Genomic DNA, 23,998 nt, shown 5'->3' on the forward strand with positions numbered 1-23,998 from the left:
TGTATTCAATGTAGTCATCGTTATTTGTGTAGAATAACATAAGTTTTTAAAGATTCAATATTATTAAGCTGATATGATTGCTGCCTTTAAAATAGATGATTTAGAATAAGAATGCCTATAATTTTTCATCCTAATCCAGGGCAAATTTTGCTATGTGATTTCTCCGATTTTAAAGAACCAGAAATGGTCAAAAAGAATAGACCCATTATAGTCTTGTCTAGTGCGCTTAAAGGTCGAGATAAATTACTAACTATTGTACCCCTCAGCACTGTAAAGCCAGATCCAACTCAACCTTATCACTATTTATTACCTAAAAAATTGATGCCTATGATTGGAATTTTTCAGGAGCGTGAGAGTTGGGTGAAGGGTGATATGCTTTATACAGTAGGCTTTCATCGGTTAGATTTGATAAAACTAAATACGCGTAACGTGGATGGGAAAAGAGATTATTTTAGAAATAAGCTTGGAAGAGAGCAGATGAGAGAAATTTATAAATGTGTATTGCATGGACTAAATTTATCCAAATTAACAAATCATTTGTAATTTATCATAGAAATTACTATAATTTAATTGTTCCTGCTCTGCTTTAGCATCAGGCATTCGAGACTACACAAAGGTCCGCCCAGTGTAGCTGGCACAACAAAAATGGAGATGACAATCCTTGTTGATGCCACGTTCAAGGCTTCTTCGGAAGCCTTTGTCATCTATGACATACAAAAACATACTGAAATAAATCAAAGAGTTTAGATGACACCGACAAATCTTATTAATTTAATTCATTTTGAAAAAGTTAATCATTCACATCAAGAGATAATATTTCAATGGCTTGCTGAGCCGCATATGCAAGAATTTTGGGATAATAGCCAAGAACATAAGGATGATATTATCAACTTTATGGATGGGCGAGTTAACCCATCCAACTATTTCAATGGAGTTTTTACCTATTGGATTGGCCTGGGTGACAATAACCCTTTTTGCTTTATCCTAACTGCCATCGTTAATAAAGACGATGATCTTCCACCAATATGGCAAGATAATATTTCAATATCAGGGGCAACATACAGTATTGATTTTGGGATTGGTAATCCAACTTATTTGGGTAAAAAATTAGCAACATCAACATTAAAATTGTTTACAGAATTTTTTCAAAAAGAAATAGATCCTTCTGCAGATACATTTTTCATTGACCCAGCTGAACATAATCCACGAGCAAAGCATGTTTATGAAAAAGCTGGCTTTAAAATGGCTGGTGATTTCGAAATGGATATTGGTGTTTTTAAAGGAGAGCAAACACATTTAATGGTAATGAAATTACCAGAGAGATTTAAATAATGACCTTACTTTATATTATGAATTTAAGGCTTTTTTATAATAAGGCAAGATAAATTCTATGGCATCTCATATTATTGGTATTAGTGGAAACATGGGTGCTGGAAAATCCACACTTACCATGGAGCTTGCGAAAGAGTTACATAGTACTTTTCTTAATTGGGATGATTTTGATGAGATTTCCACAGGACCGGAGGACTATGTTGACTGGTATAAACGTGGAGAAAACTATATCGAGTGGGATTATCAGAAATTGGCAGAAATTCTTGAATCTCTTAAAGTTAAACAATCCATAGCTCATCCAACATTACAAGTCACTCTAAATCCTACAAAATATATTATTTTTGATGCTCCTTTAGGACGATTTCATAGACAAACTGGAGTGTATATAGATACGTGGGTTCATCTTGACGTCCCACTGGATGTTTCATTATGTAGATGGTTACTTAGAAATTACAAAGAAACAAATAGAACAAAAGATGAGCTTGTTTCTGAATTAGATTTTTATTTAAACCACTCAAGACCTCTATTTGACGATACGAAATTTAAGGCTGAAGCGGATATAGTCATAGATGGAATGCTTTCAACCAAACTTCAGGTTAAGATCATTGAAAAATATTTGATTAATGAAAACCTCTAACACCTGTTAAAAAATTAGAATCATTCATCTTTTAAACGAATATTTTCAGAATATTAATAATCATAGGGTTCATAGTATTCAATTGTGTCTTCAATTTCTTCTACATTTATGTTGATAATGTCTATATTATCATTGTCTTCTAAATCTAATTCTAGATAAACAGGGATAGTTTTATCAATTTCAAACGAACTTTGTGTATGATCCATATAGTAATATCTTTTGTCTTCCGAATCATAAAAAGTGGCCTCATCAGGTGCATAAGAAAACTCAACCAACAAATTTACTTTGAAAGTGATATTAATTTCGGCAGTAGATTCATCTAAGTAAATAATATTAATCTCTTCAATTTCTACTTGTCTAGCAGATACTTCATCAATATCACTATCTGCATGGTCACTAATTAATATATATGATTGATCCATCACTTTATCAGAAATTTCAGACTTTATTTTATCCAAATTTTTATTTATATAATCTACTACAAATTGGTAATTTTCTTGTCTTTTATTTACCAAATCTAGCAGTTCATCTAATGTTTTAATTTGTTGAAGAAATTGATTATTTGACTCACAAAATTGTTTTATTCCTTTATCTTTTGAAACGAGATAAATTCGTTCTTTATTTTTTTGAGAATAATCCTTCAGGGACAGACAAATATATGCATCAGGGAACTCATGTTTTTTTATTTCTTTATGGCCGAAAGGGGGGGTAGTATTGAAATATAGTGTTAAAATTTCTTTTGCATGTACATCTGATGATGATACTGATACTGCGTCTGTTTCTTTTAAGAAATCATCAAAACCCTCTAGGATTTTTGATATATGGTCTTTAAATAAATATTTGACTTCATTTTTTATAAAGCGGCAATTTGGTGTATTCAAGACAGTGCTAAGTTCTTTATTAGCAACTTCAATTTTTTTCCTTATTTGCTCTCTAATTTCATGCTCAACAATATCAACCATTATTAACTTAATTGATTTTTCCTTGATTATCTTTATCAAGCTTTGGAAACTAATACTTGAAAAATCAAACATTTTTTGATTAAAAAAATTAGTGTCTATACACACTAAAATCGGGCTGTTTGTAACCTTCATTTTCTCTCAATCGACTATCCTTGTTTATAAATATTAGCATAAGATACCTCAAGCTGCTTTCTGAGCTCATCTATCTGATTACGAAGTATTTTATTTTGCTTCGTCAATACTTCAATCTCCTTTTCCTTTGCTTTAAGTCTTATAGCTTGATCACGCATTAATTGATTATTAATGCGCTCTTTGGCATTCTCTATCTGCGATTTAATGGCTGGCTCTTTGTAGAGCCAGCTTCTTGAAACACCTGTAAATTTGTAAACTGAGAGAAAATTTATTGGAATCGATTCTTTTTCCATTAATGTTAAAGCCTCGAGAACTTTTTGGATGGTTTCAACTTTTTTATCTTTAGACGCTTTAATTATTCCCTCAGTTTTTTTTAAATTTTTGCTCATGGATTATTTTCCAAAGTATTTATAATCGTTGTTAAACTTATAGCAACTTCTTGATTTATTTCTTCAGCACGTTTCCATCCATTTTGATTAGCTTGAGCAATAATTTTATTAGTTTCTTCAAGTTGTGATTTATGTTGTTCTAGGTGTTTCTTTGAGGTTCTGAAATGTGTGCAGGTCAAACATGCATTAGCATGAGGACATTTTTGCTGAGTTAGAGGTAAAGCACACAGTCCATTAGGTAAGGCTTGAGTCAGGATGTTTTGCTTTAACCAACGTGCGTCTAGATGGTCGTTAGAAGAATTCATCTGTCCTTGTATATCAATCAATCTATCTTGATAGTCGACAAATGCCGCTTTCATTGTGTTATCGTGAATATGGGCATACCGAGCTGTCATCTCGGGTGACTCATGACCAAGATATTTTTGCACCATAACTTGAGGTACACCAGCATTTATCATTTGAGTGCCCACAGTATGTCTAAATTGATGGGAACTAAATTTCCATATAATGCCATTAGCATCGACTATATTTTTTTCTTGAGCTAACTTATTCAATGCACGATTTATATGTGGGGCTGAAATAGTAGGGGACTTCGATTGCCGTCGACTAGGGAAAAGAAGGGGGGATATATGCCCACTATTCTTTAAATCTATCTGTTGGGCTTTGATAGCTTCTAAACAAGCAGGAGAAATTGGAATTAACCTTTCACGCTTAAGCTTTTTTTCATGTACCCTCAACAACCAATCACCATCGCTATCTTGCTCTAAACAATCAAATTTTAAAAAAGAAACCTCACTTACACGGCGACCTGTTTCTAATAATACAAGGATGAACCTTTGCATCCAGTCACTAAGACAGTGAAGATGGCGTTTAAGCTGAATTAGAACATCTTTGCTTATGAATTTAGGTGTGATTGTTGTATCTCTAGGTAAATCATTATTAAAAATAAAAGGTTTATCTTGAAAATTCAGCCATTCTTCCTGTAATGCAACTTGGTGAAAGGTTCTTATATTCATAAGAGTGATCCCACGAGTCATAGGATTCAAGTCTCTTTGCGCTAAATATTGAATAAAACCCACTATAAATGCACGATTGACATTATTAGGCGTGATGAATGTGTTAAGTGTTTGTATATAGTCATTTAAATGATTAAAGCCTCGAATGTAACCGCGGCAGGTGGAGTAACTTCTTGTTGTCGCCTGCAATCTTACAAATTTTTTGGCTGCTTTGTTAAGCCAGTCAACTGTTATATTTGAAAAAGATAGATAATATGCCCCATGAGTTGCGTCAGCTTGTAAGCCTACATCACTTGCTAACCATAAATCTTTCTCCAACAACAGATCAGCATTATTTTCTATTTTATTTAATGTTAGTGCTGACATTTTCATCAGTTATTCTCCTTTTTGGAGATATAACTTTTAAAAGCATCTTTCATCTGTTTTGTATCAATATGTGTATATGTATTAACTGTCGTTTGTATACTTGTATGACCGAGACGCTTTTGAACTAAAGCCATATCCCAGCCAGCCCTGACCAATGATGAGGCATGGGTATGGCGAAGCATATGAGGCCTAATGTAAAAGCCGCATTTCTGACTGAGATTAACGAATAATTTTTTTATGGCAGGATAACAGAGGGGTTCATAAGTATTAAGATTAATGAATACATAATCGCCCAGCCTATTTTGATCTAAGCTGTTTACATACTCACTGTATAAATTCATAACATAATTAGAAACATGCAAGGTATTTGATTTGTAAGATTTATTTCTAACTTGGTTTACATTGTTAGTTCGGTATTTAATATGTATCTCATTATTCCAGCAAATAATGTCCTCATGGCGCAAAGCTAATGTTTGCCCTATACGAAGCCCAGTTTCAAATAATAGCGCAACCAAAAATATATCTCGGTAATTTGAGCAAGCGTTATTTAATTGGACAAGTTGCTCTTCAGTAATGGTTTTAGGTAACTCCTTAACTTGTCGAACTGATATGATTCTTCTTTGAATAGGTTTATTTTTAAACACATGATGAAGGAGAGCTTTATACCGATTGCCTGGTAGATTCTTTGATTCGGTGATGGTTACATCAGTATTACCAAGTTGGTTGTGATAACGATAAAAGCTTGATAAGCAGCCCAATATGACATTTATTGTGGCCGGCTTGCGTGCAGAGAGATCTTCCGTAATGTCAATAACAGCAGACTCATCCTTAAGCTCACGTAACCAACCAACAAAAGCTGCTAGATTTGATAAGTTAATTTTAGCCCAATCAAGCTGCTTGGAGTCTAAAAACTCCCAAAACAACTTTAAGTGATGAGCATAGCTTTTAACCGTAAATGGTGACTTATCGACATTGTTTAAATAACGGATAAATTCTGTGATGGGTTTAATTGGCAGATAGTTATTATCCAAAACTAGCCAACTGAAATCGTATGAGCTGAGTTTGATTTTTTGTACTTTCATTAATGAAGCTCCGGTAGATGTGCAATATTACAGCAATTATCTAACGTTGACTACATTAACTACACTTATTAAGTACGGTCTGATTATCAAAATAATCAGACTTAGTATGGGTGTGTATGGTGATCACCTGCAGTATTGGTAAGCAGTTAATGAACCCTACTCGTTCTGGGCATAATATCGATTGCTTTACATTTAATTTACTCTCTAACGGATTGTGCTAATAAACAAAACTTCTCTAGCTGATACCTTCGTGAGGCCATGATGGCTGTGCACAAGAGAGCAGCGGAATTGCTAAGTGAAATGCCATTAAATAATAGTAATTCATCCATATGTTAAGGTTTAAAATCTTTTAGTTCTTTATCTAGATCCCTTCCAAGTTCAAAGGCTTGCATTGCCGCATGTGATGACTTAACAGCAAAAAAACCGCTCTGATTTGAGGAACCCAAGTTTGATATACTTTTTATAAATATATTTATACTGTTTAGAAGTTGCTTTGAGATATTCTGTAAATAACCTTCCGATTCTAAGTCTTTCTGTAAAAATGGAATGGTACTTTCTATCATTCGTTTCGCTGTATCGGCAAAGTCATGGATTGACTCTAGAGAAGGATTGGAAAATACTTCATTTTTATTTTTCCTCAGCGACTCCAGTAATTCATTGGCTTTAATTTTTGCATCAGGATAATGAAGACCTATATCTTTTATCTTTTCTTCAAATTCATTTAAAATTTTATTAATATTGGTACTAAGATTATAGAGTTTTTTTGTAAAAATTATTTCATCTCTCCAGGCATTATAATCCTTTTGTGTCTTGAAAAACTCCCCTTTTACACCTGCTTTTGCAAGTCGTCGCTCAATTGATATACCACTACTATGTATCAAGGTTTCTGGAGATTTAAAATAATAATCAAACTCATCATTTTTCATTTTCAAAAATTGTTCTTTAAGCTTTCCAAGTTCTATGGTTGGGTCTAGTATTTTTTTATCTTGAGATGCTGGAGTATTGGGTAATATAACGGTATTTTTTTTTGTTGTATCAGTTACTTTGCGTTGTTGTTCTTCTTCTTTAAGTTTTGCTAATTCTGCTTTTGCTTTAGAAATTCTTTCATCTCTCAAGGGAGCATCATCAGATTCAAGAGTACTTGGAGATAAATCAGTATTTTTTCTTGCAGAAATTACTTCTTCTATCCAGGAAAAACAATCTTCTTCTGTCTCAAAAAGCTCCACATTGAGGCCTATCCCGGAGAGGCGAGCCAATATCAAAGAGACACTACGAGGTGATATATCTCCTTTGTTAAAGAAAAAATTAAAATCTTTATTTTTCATCCTCACACATGCTTCTGTAAACTTTGTTAGTTCAGCCGAAGGTTTCATAATTTAGTCTCCGTATAGGGTGCGCCATCTTTGATTATTTAAGGATGATTTGTTAAATAATTGTATTATAAGTTCATAAAAAAATCAATTTGACTTGCAGTCACCGAGTTGGCTTATAAGCTTTAATTCTTGAAGAGTTATATAAACAACGGCTTCTCTAATTAAAGTTTCATTTGACTTTCGTTTCCATAATCATGAGTATGTTCAGGCTCAGAGGATATATTTTTTTCTTGTGGAAGAGAATTCAGTTTTTTATTTAAATCACTAATATCAGAAAGTACTTTAATTTGTTGGTCATAACGCTTCTCATCAGCATTTTGTAATAATTTTTCGTTGCCCGTAATAAACCTTAGAAACTTTTTGAACCAGTGGACTTCCTCAGGTTTGGGAGGTTCAGTTTTCAAGGTCTCTTGTACTCCAGTAATAAAACTTTCAACAGCTCTATCATAGTTTTCTATCGCTTTCTGAATTTTTGTTTCCTCAGGAAGCATATTATAATCTTCATTGTTTGGGTTCATAAGATCAGATACAGTTTGCAGTTTGTCACGCATTGTACTGCTGTTAGGTATCGTTATTCCTGCTGTATTCGCTTCATCGATTAATTTCAAGAGATCTTGTGACATTTTTAGAATATCGAGTGGGTTTATTTCTGTAGCTTGTTTGGGCAAACCGTTCAAAGTCACTTCACTGGCAAGTTTTTCCAAGGCAGGCATAATTGAAATAAACGCTGTATTTTTCAGATTACTATCATCAGTATTATCCAGCATCCTTTGCCCATAGCTTATTATTGCAGCCTTCAGGAATTGCAGAGCAATTTCTTGTTCATCACCCTGAGCAGTTTTTAAAATTGCCTCATAATTATCCCGCCCTATCGCTTCAATAACCTTTGGATGAAGTGCAGTCCTATCTTCATTAAGTAAAACAGGGATAATCCCATTTAAATTTTCCTGTATGTGTTCTCTCAATCCATTAGGTTTTTGATGAATGGCTTTTAACTCTTCATAGTTTGGAGCTGGGAAATGATACGCATCAAATATTCTTGATAATTTTCCTGTTGTACTTCGACTGGCTTCTATTATTTTACCAGGTTGATTTGTTTCACCGTTAGGGTCATGTTCTTTGGTTAGATGTTCGATTAAATGTTCTTTAAAGTACTCAACATAAGAATCTCTTTTTTTCTGATGATGAGAATGATGAAGATCTTTCCACTTTTGTCTTGTCATAATAATTTCTTTGAGAGTTATAATATATTAACCTTATACTAATTATTATATTACAACTGCTCAAATAATGATTTTTTAGTCAAAAAAATTTTCATTTTGATATGTATTTTTTAGTTTTTAAATTGTATAACGTATGGGCATTACATGCGTTTTATAACTCGGTAATAAAGCATTTGCTACAAATTAAAAATGGAACCACCCATTTGAGTCTTTATAAATCCGTTCTAAACTAATATCTCTTGATAGCTAGCTTTTTGCTTGGTTATTCCCATAGAGATCTTGAGCATTTATATAAACCCATGCATTAACTCCTGAGTTCAATTTCACATTCACACGCTTATATTCAGAGACTTCATATTTATCTGCTTGTGCTAACTCTTCTTTGCTGATAGTAAATACAATACCTGTAACTCTGTCTAAGGGATTTCCGGTATATGAAATAATGGGATGGAAATTATCACCACTTGTCGCTACAACGTCTGAGTTTTTAATTTCAACTTGAGATAGTTTAAATCCGTGTAATGTATCTTCCAGACCCTCCAGTTTTCTACCGAAATTGGCAATTTGCACTTTTTCATAACGTAAGGTGCCGTATGAAAATAACTTCTCTGTGTGTGCCTGATTCATAAAATCTACCTCTTTAAATAAAAAATAGTGAATTTAAATCATTTTCTTATTATTATCAAAGTGATATTTATAAAACCAATAGGAGCAAATGATGTCAAAGTTTTTTAATTTAAAGACAGGTACCTTACATTCTGTAGAATCCTATGCCGGAGCAGTCAAATTGCCTAAACAAGTAAGTCAGGAATCAACAAGAATAAATGAAGAGATCCTCGATAATAATGGTTATCCTTTGATGGCGCCTAAGTTAAGACGCCAAAATGCTAATCAGTTAAGAATGTTTTTTTCCAGTGAAAATAATACTCTTTTAAAGGGATCATATGATCTCGGTGATCGTTCAAACAGAGATCTGACAGAAGTTACAAGTATAATCACTTATCGTTAATTATAATTAGGTATTTGCTTTATTATTTTGGCAAATACCTAACAAGCAGTTTTTCACTGAAATTATTTGTATAGAATTTATAATTGATATGAATAAACTTTGCCCCACCCTCAAGAATAGCCCTATTTGACTTTTAATCCCATTGCCTCAATGAAACACTTGCCCAATAAAAAATAAATCATAATGTACTATAATTTCACAAAATACCCAAGCATCGAAGAGGCAGATTATGGTAACGAAAATAATTTGGGTTTCTAATAATGGTAAACCTAATTTAAAAATGGAATTTGTTAGTGAGGAAGAAAAAAGTAAATTTTTCAAGGAGGTAAAGACAAAAGCAAGCGAATTAGGACTCAACTTTCCATTAGTGCAAGGCCCTGGAAATTCTCTTCTGATAGAAGCTTCAAATTACCCAGCTAATCCTTGTGGTTGTTATATATCTCCAGGGGGAAAGTTAGCTATTAATTTTGGAAAAGTGGAATTGAGTCATTTTATATTACCTAAAGTAGGTGTGAAAACGGAGCATGCTGAGATTTTCAAAGATCACAATACTATTTTTTTCCATAAGAATAAGCTTCCAAGTGTGAATTCAGAATTAACGTTTGAACCAATTGCTACACCTGTTATTGTTCCCGTGCCCAAACCGGCGACTACTTCTCCAACATTTTTTAATCCTTCAAAGTCAGGGGATTCTTCGATTTCTATTACTGCGACAGGAAACGTTGATAGTCCGATGATAAGTATTACTTTTCAAAACCCAACGGAGAGAGAGTTTTTTTTAAATAAAATAACAGATAAAGCAAAAAGTTTAGGGGTCAATATCTCAACTCATCCATTTGAAATCAAAGAACCTAATATGATAATTATTAAATCTTCCAAATACCCGGATAATAAATTAGGTTGTTATATTTCCAAGAATAAGGAGGTTGCAATTAATTTAGGAAGGACAGAGTTCAGAGATTTTGTGTTGTCTAATCTCGGAGTGGGCTCCCATTTAGGTACATGTCCAATCAAGAATGAAACTGGCAACGACACCTTTTATTTTCATCAAAAAAGTCTTTCTTTAAATGGCCCTTCATTATCGATAAATACCAAAATAGCCAAAGAAATAGAGAAAAATGATTATCTACTATCTGCTAATGGAGCCAAGGCCATTGACTATGTTTGGAATAATTTTTTAAAAAATTCTTATAATCCTAAACTTAAACAGCCAGATGCTAATGTAAAGGCAGCCTGGGAAAAGCATACTGATTGGGAACATTGGTCCAATATGGGACAGGATTGGTCATTAGATACACCCTCTGGTTTAGTTCCCAGGCCAAATCATGGAATTGCCCATACATTACGAGTTGCACAGCTCGTACCAGTCATTGCAGAGTTTTTGAAAGCATATTCAGGCGATCCCAAATTTCAAAAATTAACGCAAAAAGAAATACAAAAAGCACAATACATGATGTTATTTTCTGTAATTGGGCGTGAAAACGATATGAGCTGGACAGATGCCAATCATTATCAACAAGCATTTAAGGAAGCATACAATGGACAGCACTCCAAGCATATCTATGCGACTTTCAAAGAAAATGCTCAAAAAGGCTTTTTAAACCATGTGGTTACCAATAAATCTGCATTAATTCCTTCGCTATTTTCTGATGAAAGTGAACTTCAATATTGGGCTGAAGCTCTAGATACGGGTAAGCCAGGAATTTCATCAGCTTCTGGTATACTTATGGCTCTGGCTCATGATTTGGACCTCATGAGATGCTATGATAAAGGAAAATTTAATAGTCTTAAGATGAAGGATTTAGTTGCCAGGCTTGGAGGAAATGAAGAGGCAGCAAAGAAACTCGCCGATTATGCTCATGATCTGATTGTAGCGACCGGGGATAGATGCATGGGTTATGGGGTAACTCAGGATTATAATTACTCTCTTTTTGGCAAATGTAGCCTTGATCCCAATGAGTGTCTAAAGCAGCTTCAAAGTATTCCTAAGCCAGAGACAACTTTGGCAAATCAATATGGTATTTGAGGTTAAATCTTTTTTATACTATGGCTGTGGCCAGTTTAAATCTTACGGTTATTTAATTAAGCATCCTTTGAATGCAAAGGGTGATATCTATTGTCCTAACAAATAAACACTTGCTAGATTGAAATTACTGTCTTGATCTTATATTGTGGCTTCACTGAATTGAAAACGGATAACATGGTTTTTGATCAGTTGAAATAAGGAATATTAATTTTAGTTTTTTGGTAAAACAGGGAGTATTTATGAAATCAGATCAATCCAAGGTAAAAAAGTTAAGTGATTATAAGAGCCTTGATTATTTTGTAATTCACGTTGATTTGCAAATCGATCTCAGCAAAAAACCAGTTGAATCCAAAGCCCGTCTTACAGTAGTTCCCAACCCAAATGTTGATTCACATTCAAACGATTTGGTTTTGGATGGTGAGAATATGACATTAGTATCGTTACAAATGAACGATAACTTATTGAAAGAAAATGAATATGAGCTAACTAAAGATTCTTTAATAATCAAAAATATACCTCAAAATACTCCCTTTATTATAGAAACGACCTCTTTGCTAGGTGAAAACACTGATTTGTTTGGATTATATGAAACAGAGGGCGTGGCCTTAGTCAAGGCAGAGTCTGAAGGATTACGCCGAATATTCTATTTACCAGACAGACCTGATAATCTCGCGACTTATAAAACCACTATCATCGCAAATCAGGAAGATTATCCTGTTTTACTATCAAATGGGGTGCTAATTGAGAAAAAAGAACTTCCTTTAGGATTGCATTCTGTAACCTGGCTGGATGATGTCCCAAAGCCAAGTTATTTATTTGCTCTGGTGGCAGGTAATTTACAGCGCTCAGTAACCTATTATCAAACAAAATCTGGCCGTGAGTTACCGATAGAATTCTACGTACCACCATCAGCTACAGCAAAATGTGATTTTGCAAAGGAAGTATTAAAAGAAGCAATGGCATGGGATGAACGCACTTTCAATTTAGAATGTGCGTTGAGACAACATATGGTAGCCGGAGTTGATAAATACGCCTCAGGTGCTTCCGAGCCGACAGGCTTGAATTTATTTAATACAGAAAATTTGTTCGCAACTCCTGAGACTAAAACCGATTTGGGTATTTTGCGTGTGTTGGAGGTGGTTGCTCATGAATTTTTTCATTATTGGTCAGGAGATCGAGTCACAATAAGAGATTGGTTCAATTTACCATTAAAGGAAGGTCTTACTACTTTTAGAGCAGCTATGTTCAGAGAGGAACTATTCGGTACTGATTTGATAAGATTACTTGATGGCAAGAATTTGGACGAAAGAGCACCTCGACAAAGTGCCTACACAGCAGTAAGAAGCTTATATACTGCCGCAGCTTATGAAAAAAGTGCTGATATTTTTCGAATGATGATGTTATTCGTAGGAAAAGAATCATTTTTTCAAGGAATCGCCAAGTTTTTTAAGGAGAATGATGGAGGCGCAGTTACTCTGGAAGATTTTATCGATTCGCTTAGTCACTCATCTGGTAAAGATCTTCATTCCTTTTTGTCCTGGTTTACTGAATCTGGAATTCCTGAATTGATAGTAACAGATAAATTTAATCCAGATACAAAGCAATATCTTTTAAAAATTAAAACAGCCAACGGAAAAAATCGTCCTGTTCCTTTCCTGATGGGTTTGCTTGATACTGCCGGGAAAGAAATTGTAGCGGATAAATTATTAATCCTTGATCAAGAGGAAATTGAGTTTCAATTTGAAAATATCCAGACCCGCCCTATTCCATCGTTATTACGTAGTTTTTCTGCACCTGTGTACTTGAGCTATGAATATTCTTATAAGGATTTGTTGTTATTGATGCAATGCGATACTAATTTGTACAATCGTTGTGAGGCAGCAAAGAAACTTATTTCGGCTTTGCTTAACGATTTTTGTAAAGGCAAAAAAATAGAATTATCTCCCCAGTTCTTTGCTGTTTACAAGGCATTACTGTCCGATAGCTCTTTGAGTGAATGGATGCTAGCTGAATTAATTACCCTACCCACTTTAGAAGAGTTGATTGAAAATCAGGAAAAACCTGATTTTGAAAAATTAAATGAGGGACGTCAGTTGATACAAAATGCTCTGGCAAAAGAATTGAAAACGGATTTTTATAATCTCCTTTTTAGACTACAAATAGCTGGGAATGATGATACACCAAAATTTGAAGGTTTTGATTTGAAGCAAGCAGGTTTAAGGCGTTTAAAATCGGTATGTTTTTCTTATCTGCTAAATGTTGATTTTGAAAAAACAAAGGAAAAACTGATTCTTCAATTTGAGGATGCTTTAGGCAAAAATATGACCGAGACTGTCTTGGCTTTAGGTATCTTATGTGAAATAAATTGTGAGGAAGCTGATGTCGCATTAGAGGATTATTATCATTACTGGAAAAACGACCCGGGTGCTGTAAATAATTGGTTTAGTATTCAAGCATCGGTGCACTCCCCTCATGTCTTAGAGCGGGTAAAAAAATTAATGGGTCATGTTGACTTTGATTTATCTAATCCTAACAAGGTATATGCTCTACTGGGATCATTTATTAAAAATCCATTTGGATTTCATTCTGTTACAGGTGAGGGTTACCAACTTGTTTCTGATGCCATTCTTGGCTTAGATAAGATTAATCCAACTTTGGCTGCCAATTTGACTGAAAAATTTACTTATTGGGATAAATATGATTTAAATAGGCAAGCTATGATGATTAGCAGTTTAAAATTAATCTATTCTAATGCTACTTCATCCGATGTGAGAACTATGGCAAAAAAGGGATTGGATAAGGTAAAAGAAGATCTCCCATTACCTATCCATTTGACTTTTCATGGGGGATCAATCAACCAAAATAAAATAACTCAATTAATCGCTGATGGAGATAAGGAAAATGCCTATCTCTTGCATTGATTTTTATTTCATTATCTGACATGAAACAGCCGAGATGTTGTCCAAGAAGTATGGGGAGTGCATACTCCCCTTCTTTATTTTTTACAAACTCTTCGCTGCGCCTGGTTTTAAACCAAATACTGCAAGCCCTTGAGTTTTAAACCAAATACTGTCTTCTGTAATGGCATAAGGTTTTAACTCAGGAATTGCTTGTATATTAGAATAACCTGTCGTACAAAAATAACTTTGCCCGACCAAGTGGAATTCTTTAGTGCTTTTTGAAGGGGTTACTAAAATATGGCCAGAGGGTACAAGCTGTATTAATTGTTTAATAAAACTAACAATATCTTTCTCTTTCTCTATTCCATTTTGTACGCCTAAAAGATAAGGAACAAATACTGTATCAAATGTTTTTAATGGATGATTTTTTATCAGATGCTTCAATTCACCCGCATAAAACTCTATATGATGATCTAATTCAAATTCATTTTGAATTCTTAATTGTACAGCTTGTTGAGTGAGTCTCAACATATAATAAATATATGATTTTCTTAATAATTTAGGGTTAATTACCCAAAATACAGAGTTTTTAATTACTCCAGAGGGTAGTTTAAGCAGAGGGGGATACCATCTGGTGAGGGCTGTGAGAAGTTCGCCAATTGAAGGATATGGTTTTCCATTATTATTGTATTCTCTGTAATGGTAATATTTTTTAAATGCTTTTACCCATGCTATAGTCACAGGGTCTTTGTCATAAACAAGAATAGATTTAGCTCCTGCTTGAGCAAACAAAAAAGCGCTATTACCATAACCTGGGATAATTAAGACATTTTTTTCTTTAATTTCATTGTGTAAATTATATCGGTCTTCTTCATGACCAGATAAAACAGATAATAAATAACGTTCTGCTCCCATTGGATAAATTAAAACTTCTTTATTATCTGTAAGTCTTGTAACACGCTGCTCTAAGATCCAGTTTATTTCTTGCTTGTTTAGTACAGTGTTATAGGAGTTTTTACTTGACATGAATGGGCCTTATATAAAGCGTTTGAACTGGTGATTACAGTGCACTATGTTATTGATTTAAATTTTCAGAGCAAATCGTATTAATATCATTAATGGCTTCATTGTATTCCTTGTTTGATATTTTTTCTATTTGTTCTATAAAACTCAATAATTTTGTTTTTACGCAAGCACAGTAAGCTTGGATAGTTTTTTTATCTTCATCACTTTGGCTAGGATAAATGAGACTCCATCTATTAAGACAATATTGTTCAATTGTTTGTGTCGTGACCTCTGATAAAGTCACCTCCTCCTCCAGCTCATCCATGGCATCATGTAATATTGTTTGTGGCAGACAATTTCTAATCGCTTTTTGAACTCCTGTTTTATTATCGAGATTTTTAGTTGAAATGCATCGACAATATTTATCTCCAAATTGTTTATATGTTTCTTTGTCAATTGACGAATCCATTTTATTCATCCAGGTCTCAAAGCAATGTGATTGAAGTGTTTCTTGATACTGAATATTGGGATCCGAATAAGACATTGTTGGAGTTATTCCTATAAGACCTGCAATCCATATTGATTTTATAAAATTGAAATTCACCTTTGTCACTCCTTTGAAGCTTAATTTTATAGTTTCAGAATAACTTAAATTTAATTAGCTACCAATCCCTTGGTTTTCCGTTAAACCAAAAATAGCCAGTTTTCTTTTTCATATTAATCAGGTCATAGATTTCTTGTGCTGTTTCACCAGGAAGTTTTTTTGCGTTTTGTGTTCCCATGTTTGTTTTAACCCAGCCGGGATCAAAACTGGATACAGTCATTTGGGGGAATCTCTCTGCAAGCAATTTAGTATACATATTCAAACTGGCTTTTGACATTTTATAATGTGGTTGAAAGGGGGAATTATTAGAGCTGAATGCTCCCCATCCTGAGGAGATATTAATGATTTGTGCACCATCATTGAGTTTGGGGATACATTTTTCAGTTAACTCAATGGTACCAAACAGGTTAATTGCAAAGGTTTCTTTCAATAAGGACATATTAATTTTTTCATCATTCCATTTTTCAAGTAATACGGCAGCATTATTAATCAACACATCAATTTTAGGTAGTTCTTTTACGAATGCATCGATTTGCTCTGAAATGGTCAGGTCTAGCTTATATATTCGCAGGTTTTTATGTTTTATTGGGGAAGAGCCAGTGGTGGAAGTGCCAATAACAGTCCAATTTTTGTTAAGGAAAATATTAGCAATTTCCAGACCTATACCCCTACTGATTCCTGTTATGACGAGAGTCTGCAAATTTAAATCCTCTATCCGTGTCTTGTGAAATCAAAATAATTGATTTTTTAACTTTTTGCAAAAACTGGGCTTGCAAAAAAACACAATCTTCTCTTTTAAAAATATCTTTAATTGAGTAGGTTAATGTGTATCCCCTATTATTGATAACATTTTTTGCCTTGACCTTGTTTTTTCAATTGAAATGAAACATCAAATGGGCAAAAAATTAGTAGCCTACATTATTTTAAAAACCCTGGTTAATACTAGCACAACTACTCTTTATACTTTTGATTCAAGGAATTCACACTACTATGCACAAGTTTATCCACAGATTTTGTGGATAAATATTTTTGTAATAAAAAATTAATTACATGAGATAACTCTTATGAAATAAGGGAGATTAATCATGAATCAAGTAACCAGGAAAATATAATTAAAAGAATCTAAAAAGGGTTATCCACAGGTGGATAAGGTACATAGAAATTGAGAGAGCATCCCTATGATAACAAAGAAAAAAGGAAAAAACAGTCTTGACTTAAACTTATTTCACAAATTTTTTATGGTAAGAAAATTATTTTAGTGATGAAGCATTTTTTTTAAGAGGATTGCGTCTTCTACACTGTTTTTATCTTTATAATAGTCCTTTTTGATTTCTATTTTTTCAAATCCCATTGTTTCATAAAGATGTAATGCGGCACTGTTACTTGGCCTTACTTCTAAAATAACTGACTCTGTTTGAGTATATTTTGATAAAGAATAAAGAACTGTTTGTAATAGTTTTCGCCCCAAACCTTTGGATTGCAATGGTTTGGCAATGCACAGATTTAATATGTGACAACTATTATTACTTATTCTGGATATGATATATCCAGCAAGGATTGGGCTATCTCCATTGTTGATTTCCAGAACTCTGCAATCATAGCCAACAAGTACACAATCCCTTAGTATGTCTTTACTCCAGGGGGCAATATGAACATTTGTTTCGATAGAATAAACATTCTCAATATCACTATCTTTCATTTTACGAATGTTTAATATCATTCATTACTCCTGGGAATAATCATACTTAATTTATGATGAATTAAATATTAGCAAATAGGTTATCAAACATTACTAATGCAAAGTACAGAGTTTAATAATTCTTTAGCCTTTCATTAGACCACTTGTATTACTAGTCACATTTATTTTATTGCCGCGTTACAAACGTCTCTGTAGTGCTCATTTATAGCAACTACGCTTCTCAAAACGTTTGCGGCTTGCCTAAAACAAAATAATCAGCTTATGCAAAGGTTTATTATATAATTATATACATATAACAAGCATCCCTTTGCTCGTCATGAACAAAGGGAGTGCAGTGAGTTATAAGGGGCTACCTGTAATTATTATTTTTTCTTCTTTTTAGGCAAATAAAGATCCGTTATAGTGCCCTCAAATGCCTCTGCTGACTGAGCTATGGTTTCTGAAAGAGTTGGATGAGGGTGAATAGTAAGAGCGATGTCTTCAACATCACAACACATTTCAATGGCTAAGGCAGTTTCTGCGATTAAATCACCGGCATTAACCCCAACAATACCAGCTCCCAGGATACGGTTAGTTTCAGGGCAGAATAGTAATTTGGTCATTCCCTCTTCTCGCCCCATGCTGAGTGCGCGACCACTAGCGGCCCATGGAAAGGAAGCTTTCTCATAGTTTATTCCTTTTTCTTTTGCTTCTTTTTCTGTTAAACCAGCCCAAGCTAATTCTGGATCGGTATAAGCAACACTTGGTATGCATTTTGGTTCAAAATAATGCTTTTTCCCTGCAATGACTTCTGCTGCAACTTTTCCTTCCGGGATGGCTTTATGGGCGAGCATAGGTTGTCCATTGACATCGCCAATAGCAAAAATATGAGGAACATTCGTTCTTAATTGATTATCAACTGGGATAAAGCCACGCTCATCCACTTTGACTCCGGCTTTTTCAGCATTGATTTCCCCACCGTTAGGTTTGCGGCCTACTGCAACAAGCACTTGCTGGAAGCAAAGTGGTTTATCCGTTGCATGTTCTCCTTCCATTGAAACATAAATACCATCTTTTTTGGCTTCGACAGCAGTCACTTTAGTTTTTAATAGAAATTTGACCCCTTTTTTAGTCATTCGTTTTTGCAGTATATTGACCAGGTCAGTGTCAGCATTCGGAATTAATTGATCCATAAATTCAACAACTGTCACATTGACTCCAAGCGAGGAATAGACAGTTGCCATTTCCAAACCAATAATACCACCGCCTAATACAAGCAAGTCACCTTTGATGTCAGCGAGTTCTAGTGCCCCTGTAGAGCTAAATATTCGTTTATCTTCTGGTATAAATGGTAATTTAATGGATTCTGAGCCTACAGCAATGATGGCATTATCAAATTCAACTTCTACAGTCCCTTCTTTTGTTTCGACAACAATTTGATGGGTACCTGAAAACTTACCTATCCCAGTAATTACTTCTACTTTTCTTTGTTTGGCAAGAGCTTTTAGTCCTCCAGTAAGCTTTGCGACCACAGAGTTTTTCCAAGCAACCAATTTTTTATTATCAAATTTAGGTTTACCAAATGCTACACCTTGCTCGGACATTTCATGGGCTTCATCCACTACTTTAGCAATATGCAATAATGCTTTTGAGGGAATACAACCAACATTTAAACAAACCCCACCTAGTGAGTCAAAACGCTCAACCAAAACAACCTTTTTATCTAAATCGGCAGCTCTGAATGCTGCTGTATACCCTCCTGGTCCACTACCTAGTACTACTACATCTGTCTTAATTTTATTAGCCATAAGAAGCCTCATTAAAAAATATGTTTTCTGGGGTTATTGGCATTTCATCTGGAATCAGGGAATACCAATAGCTCTATTCCTTTATATGTCAGAGTAAAACTCTTCTAATATCACCTAAACATTCACAAAGAAAGCGAGTAAACCTGGCTGCTTCAGCACCATCAATTACCCTATGGTCGTAAGAAAGTGAAATAGGTAACATCAATCTGGGCTTAAACTCTTTATTGTCGTACATGGGTTTTATTACTGATCTGGATAAACCCAAAATTGCAACTTCCGGGCTATTTACAATAGGAGTAAATGCCGTTCCACCTATGCCACCAAGGCTGGAAATTGTAAAACAACCGCCTGACATATCAATAGGTGTTAATCCCTTTTCTCTAGCTTTCGTACTGAGTCTCGACATTTCCTTCGCAATATCAATTACACTTAATTTATCTACATTCTTTATTACGGGTACTACCAGACCATTAGCTGTATCAACAGCAATACCTATATTATAATATTTTTTATAAATTATATTTTCACCACTGGCATCCAATGATGCGTTGAATTGCGGGTACTCATGTAGAGCCTTACAAACTACGCTACAAACAAATGCTAACAGGGTTAATTTGTAATCTTGATTTTTGGTGCTCTCTGATTCTGATTTTCTAAACGCTTCCAAGTCTGTAATGTCTGCTTCATCAAATTGGGTGACATGTGGAATGCTTATCCAGGAGCGATGTACGTTTATTCCAGTAAGCTTTTTAATTTTGTTTAAAGGCTTTGTTTCTATTGAACCAAATTTACTAAAATCTATAACTGGATTTGATGGTAAATTGAAGCTTCCTGGTGTAGTTTTTTCACTTAAACATGCTTTGATATATTTTTGAAGATCTTCTTTTGTAATACGAGATTTTCTTCCACTTCCCTGAACCAGCGATAAATCGACTCCAAATTCTCTTGCCAATCTTCTTACTGATGGGCCCGCAGATATTAAGAGACTTTTTGATTCAGCTATCTCCAGGTTGCTAATTGATATTGGTTCAGATTTTAGCTCTTCATGCGGTTTCTCAGTTTCTTTGATAGGTTGTTCTGATATATTTTTAATCTGACTTTTTTCGATTTCAGGTGCCTCAGGCATTGCAGAAATCTTTAAAATTAGAATAGGAATACCTTGTGATACTTTATCTCCTAATTTAATTTTCATTTCCATGACTTTACCAGCATAGGGTGAAGGAATATCCATCGTTGCTTTATCACCCTCTAATGTAATTAATGCCTGGTCTTTTTCTATTTCCATCCCCGGCTTGACTAAAATATCAATGACATCTACATCGGTTGCGCCACCAATATCCGGAATGGATACTTCAATGTCTTTGGAACCAGGTGTAGATGTGGTTGTTTTTATATCGACGGGTTGCTCTTCTGATTTGGTTTGCAAATTCTGTTTTTGTGATTCGGCCTTTTGTTCCAGCGGACTGGAAACATTTATGGTTGAATCTGATTTGGCTTTGATAATGAGGTCGCCTTCCGATACTTTGTCACCGATTTTAACGAGGATTTGCGTTACCGTTCCAGAAATTGGAGAAGGGATGTCCATGCTTGCTTTTTCCGATTCAAGCGTAATCAAGGGTGTATCCACTTCAATTGAATCACCTTCCTTAACTAAAATCTCAATGACATCAACTTGAGTAGCGCCACCGATATCAGGAATTTTAATTTCACTTTCTTTTGTCATATTTTCCTCAGCATTCAGTTAAACCGGAACTGTGTTTTGTTCTGATTAATTGTTTAACTAATGGGTCATTGGGTTTAATTTATCTGGATTAATATTGTAACGTTTCATGGCATCGACAACTTTTGTTTTGTCAAGCGTTCCTTCAGCTACCAGTGCATTTAATGCTGTCAAGACTATAAATTTTGCATCAACTTCAAAGAAATGGCGGAGCTGTGTTCGAGTATCACTTCTGCCATAACCGTCTGTACCTAAAGTAATATAACGATTAGGAACAAAAGGCCTGATTTGATCTGCATAAATGCGCATATAGTCAGTGGTAGCAATAACAGGTCCAGGACGTTCTTTTAATTGAGATGTAACATAGCTTTGCTGAGGTTTATTTTTGGGATGCATGTTATTGTATCGTTCAACAGCCAAGCCCTCTTTACGCAACTCATTGAAGCTGGTTACACTCCAGATATCCGATGTGATTGAAAAATCTTCTTCCAACATCTCTGCAGCTTTGATAACTTCACGCAAAATAGTACCGCATCCCATTAGTTGGACATGGTTTTTTGACTTTTTCTTATTCTCTTTTAAAAGATACATTCCTTTGATAATACCTTCCTCTACTCCTTCAGGCATATCAGGATGAGAGTAGTTTTCATTCATAATAGTAATGTAATAAAACACGTTATCTTGTTTTTCATACATACGGTACAAGCCATTTTGGACGATAACTGCTAATTCATAAGCGTATGTGGGATCATAAGAAATACAATTGGGTATTGTTGATGCTAAAACATGACTATGTCCGTCCTGGTGTTGCAATCCTTCTCCCGCCAATGTCGTTCGTCCGGCGGTTCCACCGAGCAAAAATCCCCTCGCTTGCATGTCTCCTGCTGCCCATGCCAGATCACCAATACGTTGGAAACCAAACATAGAGTAATAAATGTAAAACGGGATCATTGCCAGTTTGTTTGAGCTGTAAGATGTCGCGGCAGCAATCCAGGAACAAAATGCCCCTGCTTCATTGATACCTTCTTCAAGAATTTGCCCGTCAACTGCTTCTCGATAATACATTACTTGTTCATGATCTACAGGGGTATAAAGTTGGCCTACGGGAGAATAAATTCCTATTTGTCTGAATAATCCCTCCATACCAAATGTTCTGCACTCGTCAGGTACTATAGGTACTATTCTGGAGCTAATGTCTTTATTTTTGAGTAGAACTGAAAGAATTCTCACAAAAGCCATAGTAGTCGAGATTTCTCTGTCCCCTAATCCCTTTGTAATACTGGAAAACTCTTCCAAATGAGGTATTTTTAACTGTTCTACTTCAATTGAACGATGGGGTAAATAACCACCCAAAGCTTCCCTTTGCTTTTTTAAATACTTGATTTCAGGACTGTCATCATCAGGCTTATAAAAAGGGATATCAGCAATTTTGTCATCGCTGACTGGGATATTAAATCGATCTCTGAATGCTTTTAGTTGATCAATAGTCATTTTCTTTTGTTGATGAGTAATGTTTTGGCCTTCACCAGCAGCTCCCATCCCGTATCCTTTGATGGTTTTTGCAAGGATAACGGTTGGAGTCCCCTTGTGTTCAACTGCTCTGGCATAAGCTGCGTATACTTTTTGTGGATCATGACCACCACGATTTAAACGCCAGATTTCCTCATCAGTCATATTTTCAACCATTTTCTTTAGCTCTGGATATTGATTAAAGAAATGCTGTCTTACATAAGATCCATCATTCGCTTTATACGATTGATAATCTCCATCCAGACATTCTTCCATCCTTTTCTGTAGCCAACCCTGATTATCACGGGCAAATAATGGATCCCAACGGCCTCCCCATATGACTTTAATAACGTTCCATCCGGCTCCTCGAAATAGACCTTCAAGTTCTTGAATGATTTTACCGTTACCACGTACAGGCCCATCAAGTCTTTGTAAATTGCAGTTAACTACAAAAATGAGATTGTCCAGCTTTTCTCTTGCTGCAATACTAAGTGCACCGACTGATTCAGGCTCATCCATTTCACCATCGCCTAAAAACGCCCACACTTTACGACCTTCAGCTTTTATTAAGCCTCGGTTCTCAAGATATTTTAGAAAGCGGGCTTGATAAATGGCTTGCAGAGGACCTAAACCCATAGATACAGTGGGGAATTGCCAAAAATCGTTCATTAACCAAGGATGAGGATAGGAAGATAAACCATCCACTTCTACTTCTTGGCGAAATTTTTCGAGTTGCTTCTCAGTTAATCTGCCTTCAAGAAATGCTCTGGCATAAATGCCTGGAGCCGAGTGGCCTTGGATATAAAGTAAATCCCCGCCGTTTTCTCCTTTTGGTCCCTTAAAAAAGTAATTAAATCCAGTTTCATATAATGTTGATGCCGAAGCGTAAGAGGCGATATGACCACCAAGCTCTGGTGCGTATTTACCTGCTCTAAGTACCATAGCAACAGCGTTCCATCGAATTAATGCATTGATGCGCTTTCCAATTCCCTCATCGGGAGGCATTTGTTTTTCTTCATGAGGTTTTATAGTGTTTCTGTAAGGAGTATTAATTGAGCTGGTTAGTTTAACCCCCTCTGCATTCGCTTTATTAAGAAGCTGTTGTAAAAGAAATGCAGCACGCTCAGGACCATCATTAAAGAGTACAGCTTGTAGGGCATCCAGCCATTCACGCGTTTCTATTGGATCCAGATCTAAATTTGTTTCATTGGTCATGAAATAGTTCCC

At 34.9% G+C, this 23,998-nt stretch carries 20 protein-coding genes; 6 read left to right on the top strand and 14 right to left on the bottom strand.

Going from position 1 to position 23,998, the window contains the following annotated elements:
- The first annotated feature begins 111 nt into the window (after positions 1-111).
- The 3 genes from EL201_RS07605 (at position 112) to EL201_RS07615 (ending at position 1,969) form a co-directional block, all read left to right on the top strand.
- Positions 112-543, top strand: a complete 432-nt coding sequence (locus tag EL201_RS07605; protein WP_027221674.1) for a type II toxin-antitoxin system PemK/MazF family toxin — start codon at positions 112-114, stop codon at positions 541-543.
- A gap of 204 nt (positions 544-747) precedes the next feature.
- Positions 748-1,332 carry a GNAT family N-acetyltransferase gene (locus tag EL201_RS07610; protein WP_032828826.1) on the top strand — a complete coding sequence of 195 codons (585 nt, stop codon included), beginning with the start codon at positions 748-750 and terminating at the stop codon, positions 1,330-1,332.
- Positions 1,333-1,390: 58 nt separating this feature from the next.
- Positions 1,391-1,969 carry a nucleoside/nucleotide kinase family protein gene (locus tag EL201_RS07615; protein WP_027221676.1) on the top strand — a complete coding sequence of 193 codons (579 nt, stop codon included), beginning with the start codon at positions 1,391-1,393 and terminating at the stop codon, positions 1,967-1,969.
- 53 nt (positions 1,970-2,022) lie between these two features.
- On the opposite strand, the gene EL201_RS07620 is transcribed toward EL201_RS07615, so the two are convergent.
- From EL201_RS07620 to EL201_RS07650, 7 genes are all read right to left on the bottom strand, one after another.
- Positions 2,023-3,063, bottom strand: a complete 1,041-nt coding sequence (locus tag EL201_RS07620; RefSeq protein WP_027221677.1) for a PIN domain-containing protein — start codon at positions 3,061-3,063, stop codon at positions 2,023-2,025.
- A gap of 14 nt (positions 3,064-3,077) precedes the next feature.
- Positions 3,078-3,452 (bottom strand): DUF6262 family protein, encoded by a 375-nt coding sequence (locus EL201_RS07625; RefSeq protein ID WP_006870820.1) that lies wholly within the window; start codon positions 3,450-3,452, stop codon positions 3,078-3,080.
- The gene (locus EL201_RS07630) at positions 3,449-4,840 is read right to left on the bottom strand and encodes a tyrosine-type recombinase/integrase (protein WP_027221678.1); all 1,392 of its coding nucleotides are present in this window, start codon (positions 4,838-4,840) and stop codon (positions 3,449-3,451) included. The genes EL201_RS07625 and EL201_RS07630 overlap by 4 nt, the downstream gene beginning before the upstream one ends.
- Positions 4,840-5,916 (bottom strand): tyrosine-type recombinase/integrase, encoded by a 1,077-nt coding sequence (locus tag EL201_RS07635; RefSeq protein ID WP_027221679.1) that lies wholly within the window; start codon positions 5,914-5,916, stop codon positions 4,840-4,842. Before EL201_RS07635 ends, EL201_RS07630 begins: the two co-directional genes overlap by 1 nt.
- 332 nt (positions 5,917-6,248) lie before the next feature.
- Positions 6,249-7,289 carry a hypothetical protein gene (locus EL201_RS07640; protein WP_050598268.1) on the bottom strand — a complete coding sequence of 347 codons (1,041 nt, stop codon included), beginning with the start codon at positions 7,287-7,289 and terminating at the stop codon, positions 6,249-6,251.
- A gap of 161 nt (positions 7,290-7,450) precedes the next feature.
- Entirely contained in the window at positions 7,451-8,512 is a 1,062-nt protein-coding gene (locus EL201_RS07645) for a hypothetical protein (RefSeq protein WP_027221680.1), read from the bottom strand.
- A 246-nt stretch (positions 8,513-8,758) separates the two neighbouring features.
- Positions 8,759-9,139 (bottom strand): gamma-glutamylcyclotransferase family protein, encoded by a 381-nt coding sequence (locus EL201_RS07650; protein WP_027221681.1) that lies wholly within the window; start codon positions 9,137-9,139, stop codon positions 8,759-8,761.
- An 88-nt stretch (positions 9,140-9,227) separates the two neighbouring features.
- Here EL201_RS07650 and EL201_RS07655 point away from each other — a divergent pair, with 88 nt between their 5' ends.
- The 3 genes from EL201_RS07655 to pepN all read left to right on the top strand — a co-directional run bounded on the left by EL201_RS07655 (position 9,228) and on the right by pepN (position 14,468).
- On the top strand, positions 9,228-9,521 hold the full coding sequence (locus EL201_RS07655; protein ID WP_027221682.1) for a hypothetical protein: 294 nt from the start codon (positions 9,228-9,230) through the stop codon (positions 9,519-9,521).
- 229 nt (positions 9,522-9,750) lie between these two features.
- On the top strand, positions 9,751-11,547 hold the full coding sequence (locus EL201_RS07660; protein WP_027221683.1) for a SidE phosphodiesterase domain-containing protein: 1,797 nt from the start codon (positions 9,751-9,753) through the stop codon (positions 11,545-11,547).
- A 239-nt stretch (positions 11,548-11,786) separates the two neighbouring features.
- On the top strand, positions 11,787-14,468 hold the full coding sequence (gene pepN / locus EL201_RS07665; RefSeq protein WP_027221684.1) for an aminopeptidase N: 2,682 nt from the start codon (positions 11,787-11,789) through the stop codon (positions 14,466-14,468).
- 81 nt (positions 14,469-14,549) lie between these two features.
- Here the strand turns inward: pepN and EL201_RS07670 are convergent, their stop codons facing one another.
- The 7 genes from EL201_RS07670 to aceE all read right to left on the bottom strand — a co-directional run bounded on the left by EL201_RS07670 (position 14,550) and on the right by aceE (position 23,986).
- On the bottom strand, positions 14,550-15,473 hold the full coding sequence (locus EL201_RS07670) for a hypothetical protein (RefSeq protein WP_027221685.1): 924 nt from the start codon (positions 15,471-15,473) through the stop codon (positions 14,550-14,552).
- A 49-nt stretch (positions 15,474-15,522) separates the two neighbouring features.
- Positions 15,523-16,056 carry a hypothetical protein gene (locus EL201_RS07675; RefSeq protein ID WP_027221686.1) on the bottom strand — a complete coding sequence of 178 codons (534 nt, stop codon included), beginning with the start codon at positions 16,054-16,056 and terminating at the stop codon, positions 15,523-15,525.
- A 58-nt stretch (positions 16,057-16,114) separates the two neighbouring features.
- Positions 16,115-16,756, bottom strand: a complete 642-nt coding sequence (locus EL201_RS07680; protein WP_027221687.1) for an SDR family NAD(P)-dependent oxidoreductase — start codon at positions 16,754-16,756, stop codon at positions 16,115-16,117.
- Positions 16,757-17,311: 555 nt separating this feature from the next.
- A complete protein-coding gene (gene rimI, locus EL201_RS07685; RefSeq protein WP_027221688.1) occupies positions 17,312-17,776 on the bottom strand; it encodes a ribosomal protein S18-alanine N-acetyltransferase in 465 nt (154 codons plus the stop codon).
- A gap of 341 nt (positions 17,777-18,117) precedes the next feature.
- Complete coding sequence (lpdA, locus tag EL201_RS07690) at positions 18,118-19,542, bottom strand: dihydrolipoyl dehydrogenase (protein WP_027221689.1); 1,425 nt, start codon at positions 19,540-19,542, stop codon at positions 18,118-18,120.
- Positions 19,543-19,630: 88 nt separating this feature from the next.
- Positions 19,631-21,265 carry a dihydrolipoyllysine-residue acetyltransferase gene (locus tag EL201_RS07695; protein WP_027221690.1) on the bottom strand — a complete coding sequence of 545 codons (1,635 nt, stop codon included), beginning with the start codon at positions 21,263-21,265 and terminating at the stop codon, positions 19,631-19,633.
- A 57-nt stretch (positions 21,266-21,322) separates the two neighbouring features.
- Positions 21,323-23,986 carry a pyruvate dehydrogenase (acetyl-transferring), homodimeric type gene (aceE, locus tag EL201_RS07700; protein ID WP_027221691.1) on the bottom strand — a complete coding sequence of 888 codons (2,664 nt, stop codon included), beginning with the start codon at positions 23,984-23,986 and terminating at the stop codon, positions 21,323-21,325.
- Between the last annotated feature and the right edge of the window lie 12 nt (positions 23,987-23,998).

Origin of the sequence: Legionella pneumophila subsp. pascullei (assembly GCF_900637585.1) — a bacterium.
GTDB lineage: Bacteria > Pseudomonadota > Gammaproteobacteria > Legionellales > Legionellaceae > Legionella > Legionella pascullei.

What these genes read in the sequence shown, in the direction of transcription:
- EL201_RS07605 (WP_027221674.1), top strand. Translation starts at nt 112, where the DNA reads ATGCCTATAATTTTTCATCCTAATCCAGGGCAAATTTTGCTATGTGAT.
- EL201_RS07610 (WP_032828826.1), top strand. Translation starts at nt 748, where the DNA reads ATGACACCGACAAATCTTATTAATTTAATTCATTTTGAAAAAGTTAAT.
- EL201_RS07615 (WP_027221676.1), top strand. Translation starts at nt 1,391, where the DNA reads ATGGCATCTCATATTATTGGTATTAGTGGAAACATGGGTGCTGGAAAA.
- EL201_RS07620 (WP_027221677.1), bottom strand. Translation starts at nt 3,063, where the DNA reads ATGAAGGTTACAAACAGCCCGATTTTAGTGTGTATAGACACTAATTTT.
- EL201_RS07625 (WP_006870820.1), bottom strand. Translation starts at nt 3,452, where the DNA reads ATGAGCAAAAATTTAAAAAAAACTGAGGGAATAATTAAAGCGTCTAAA.
- EL201_RS07630 (WP_027221678.1), bottom strand. Translation starts at nt 4,840, where the DNA reads ATGAAAATGTCAGCACTAACATTAAATAAAATAGAAAATAATGCTGAT.
- EL201_RS07635 (WP_027221679.1), bottom strand. Translation starts at nt 5,916, where the DNA reads ATGAAAGTACAAAAAATCAAACTCAGCTCATACGATTTCAGTTGGCTA.
- EL201_RS07640 (WP_050598268.1), bottom strand. Translation starts at nt 7,289, where the DNA reads ATGAAACCTTCGGCTGAACTAACAAAGTTTACAGAAGCATGTGTGAGG.
- EL201_RS07645 (WP_027221680.1), bottom strand. Translation starts at nt 8,512, where the DNA reads ATGACAAGACAAAAGTGGAAAGATCTTCATCATTCTCATCATCAGAAA.
- EL201_RS07650 (WP_027221681.1), bottom strand. Translation starts at nt 9,139, where the DNA reads ATGAATCAGGCACACACAGAGAAGTTATTTTCATACGGCACCTTACGT.
- EL201_RS07655 (WP_027221682.1), top strand. Translation starts at nt 9,228, where the DNA reads ATGATGTCAAAGTTTTTTAATTTAAAGACAGGTACCTTACATTCTGTA.
- EL201_RS07660 (WP_027221683.1), top strand. Translation starts at nt 9,751, where the DNA reads ATGGTAACGAAAATAATTTGGGTTTCTAATAATGGTAAACCTAATTTA.
- pepN (WP_027221684.1), top strand. Translation starts at nt 11,787, where the DNA reads ATGAAATCAGATCAATCCAAGGTAAAAAAGTTAAGTGATTATAAGAGC.
- EL201_RS07670 (WP_027221685.1), bottom strand. Translation starts at nt 15,473, where the DNA reads ATGTCAAGTAAAAACTCCTATAACACTGTACTAAACAAGCAAGAAATA.
- rimI (WP_027221688.1), bottom strand. Translation starts at nt 17,776, where the DNA reads ATGATATTAAACATTCGTAAAATGAAAGATAGTGATATTGAGAATGTT.
- lpdA (WP_027221689.1), bottom strand. Translation starts at nt 19,542, where the DNA reads ATGGCTAATAAAATTAAGACAGATGTAGTAGTACTAGGTAGTGGACCA.
- EL201_RS07695 (WP_027221690.1), bottom strand. Translation starts at nt 21,265, where the DNA reads ATGACAAAAGAAAGTGAAATTAAAATTCCTGATATCGGTGGCGCTACT.
- aceE (WP_027221691.1), bottom strand. Translation starts at nt 23,986, where the DNA reads ATGACCAATGAAACAAATTTAGATCTGGATCCAATAGAAACGCGTGAA.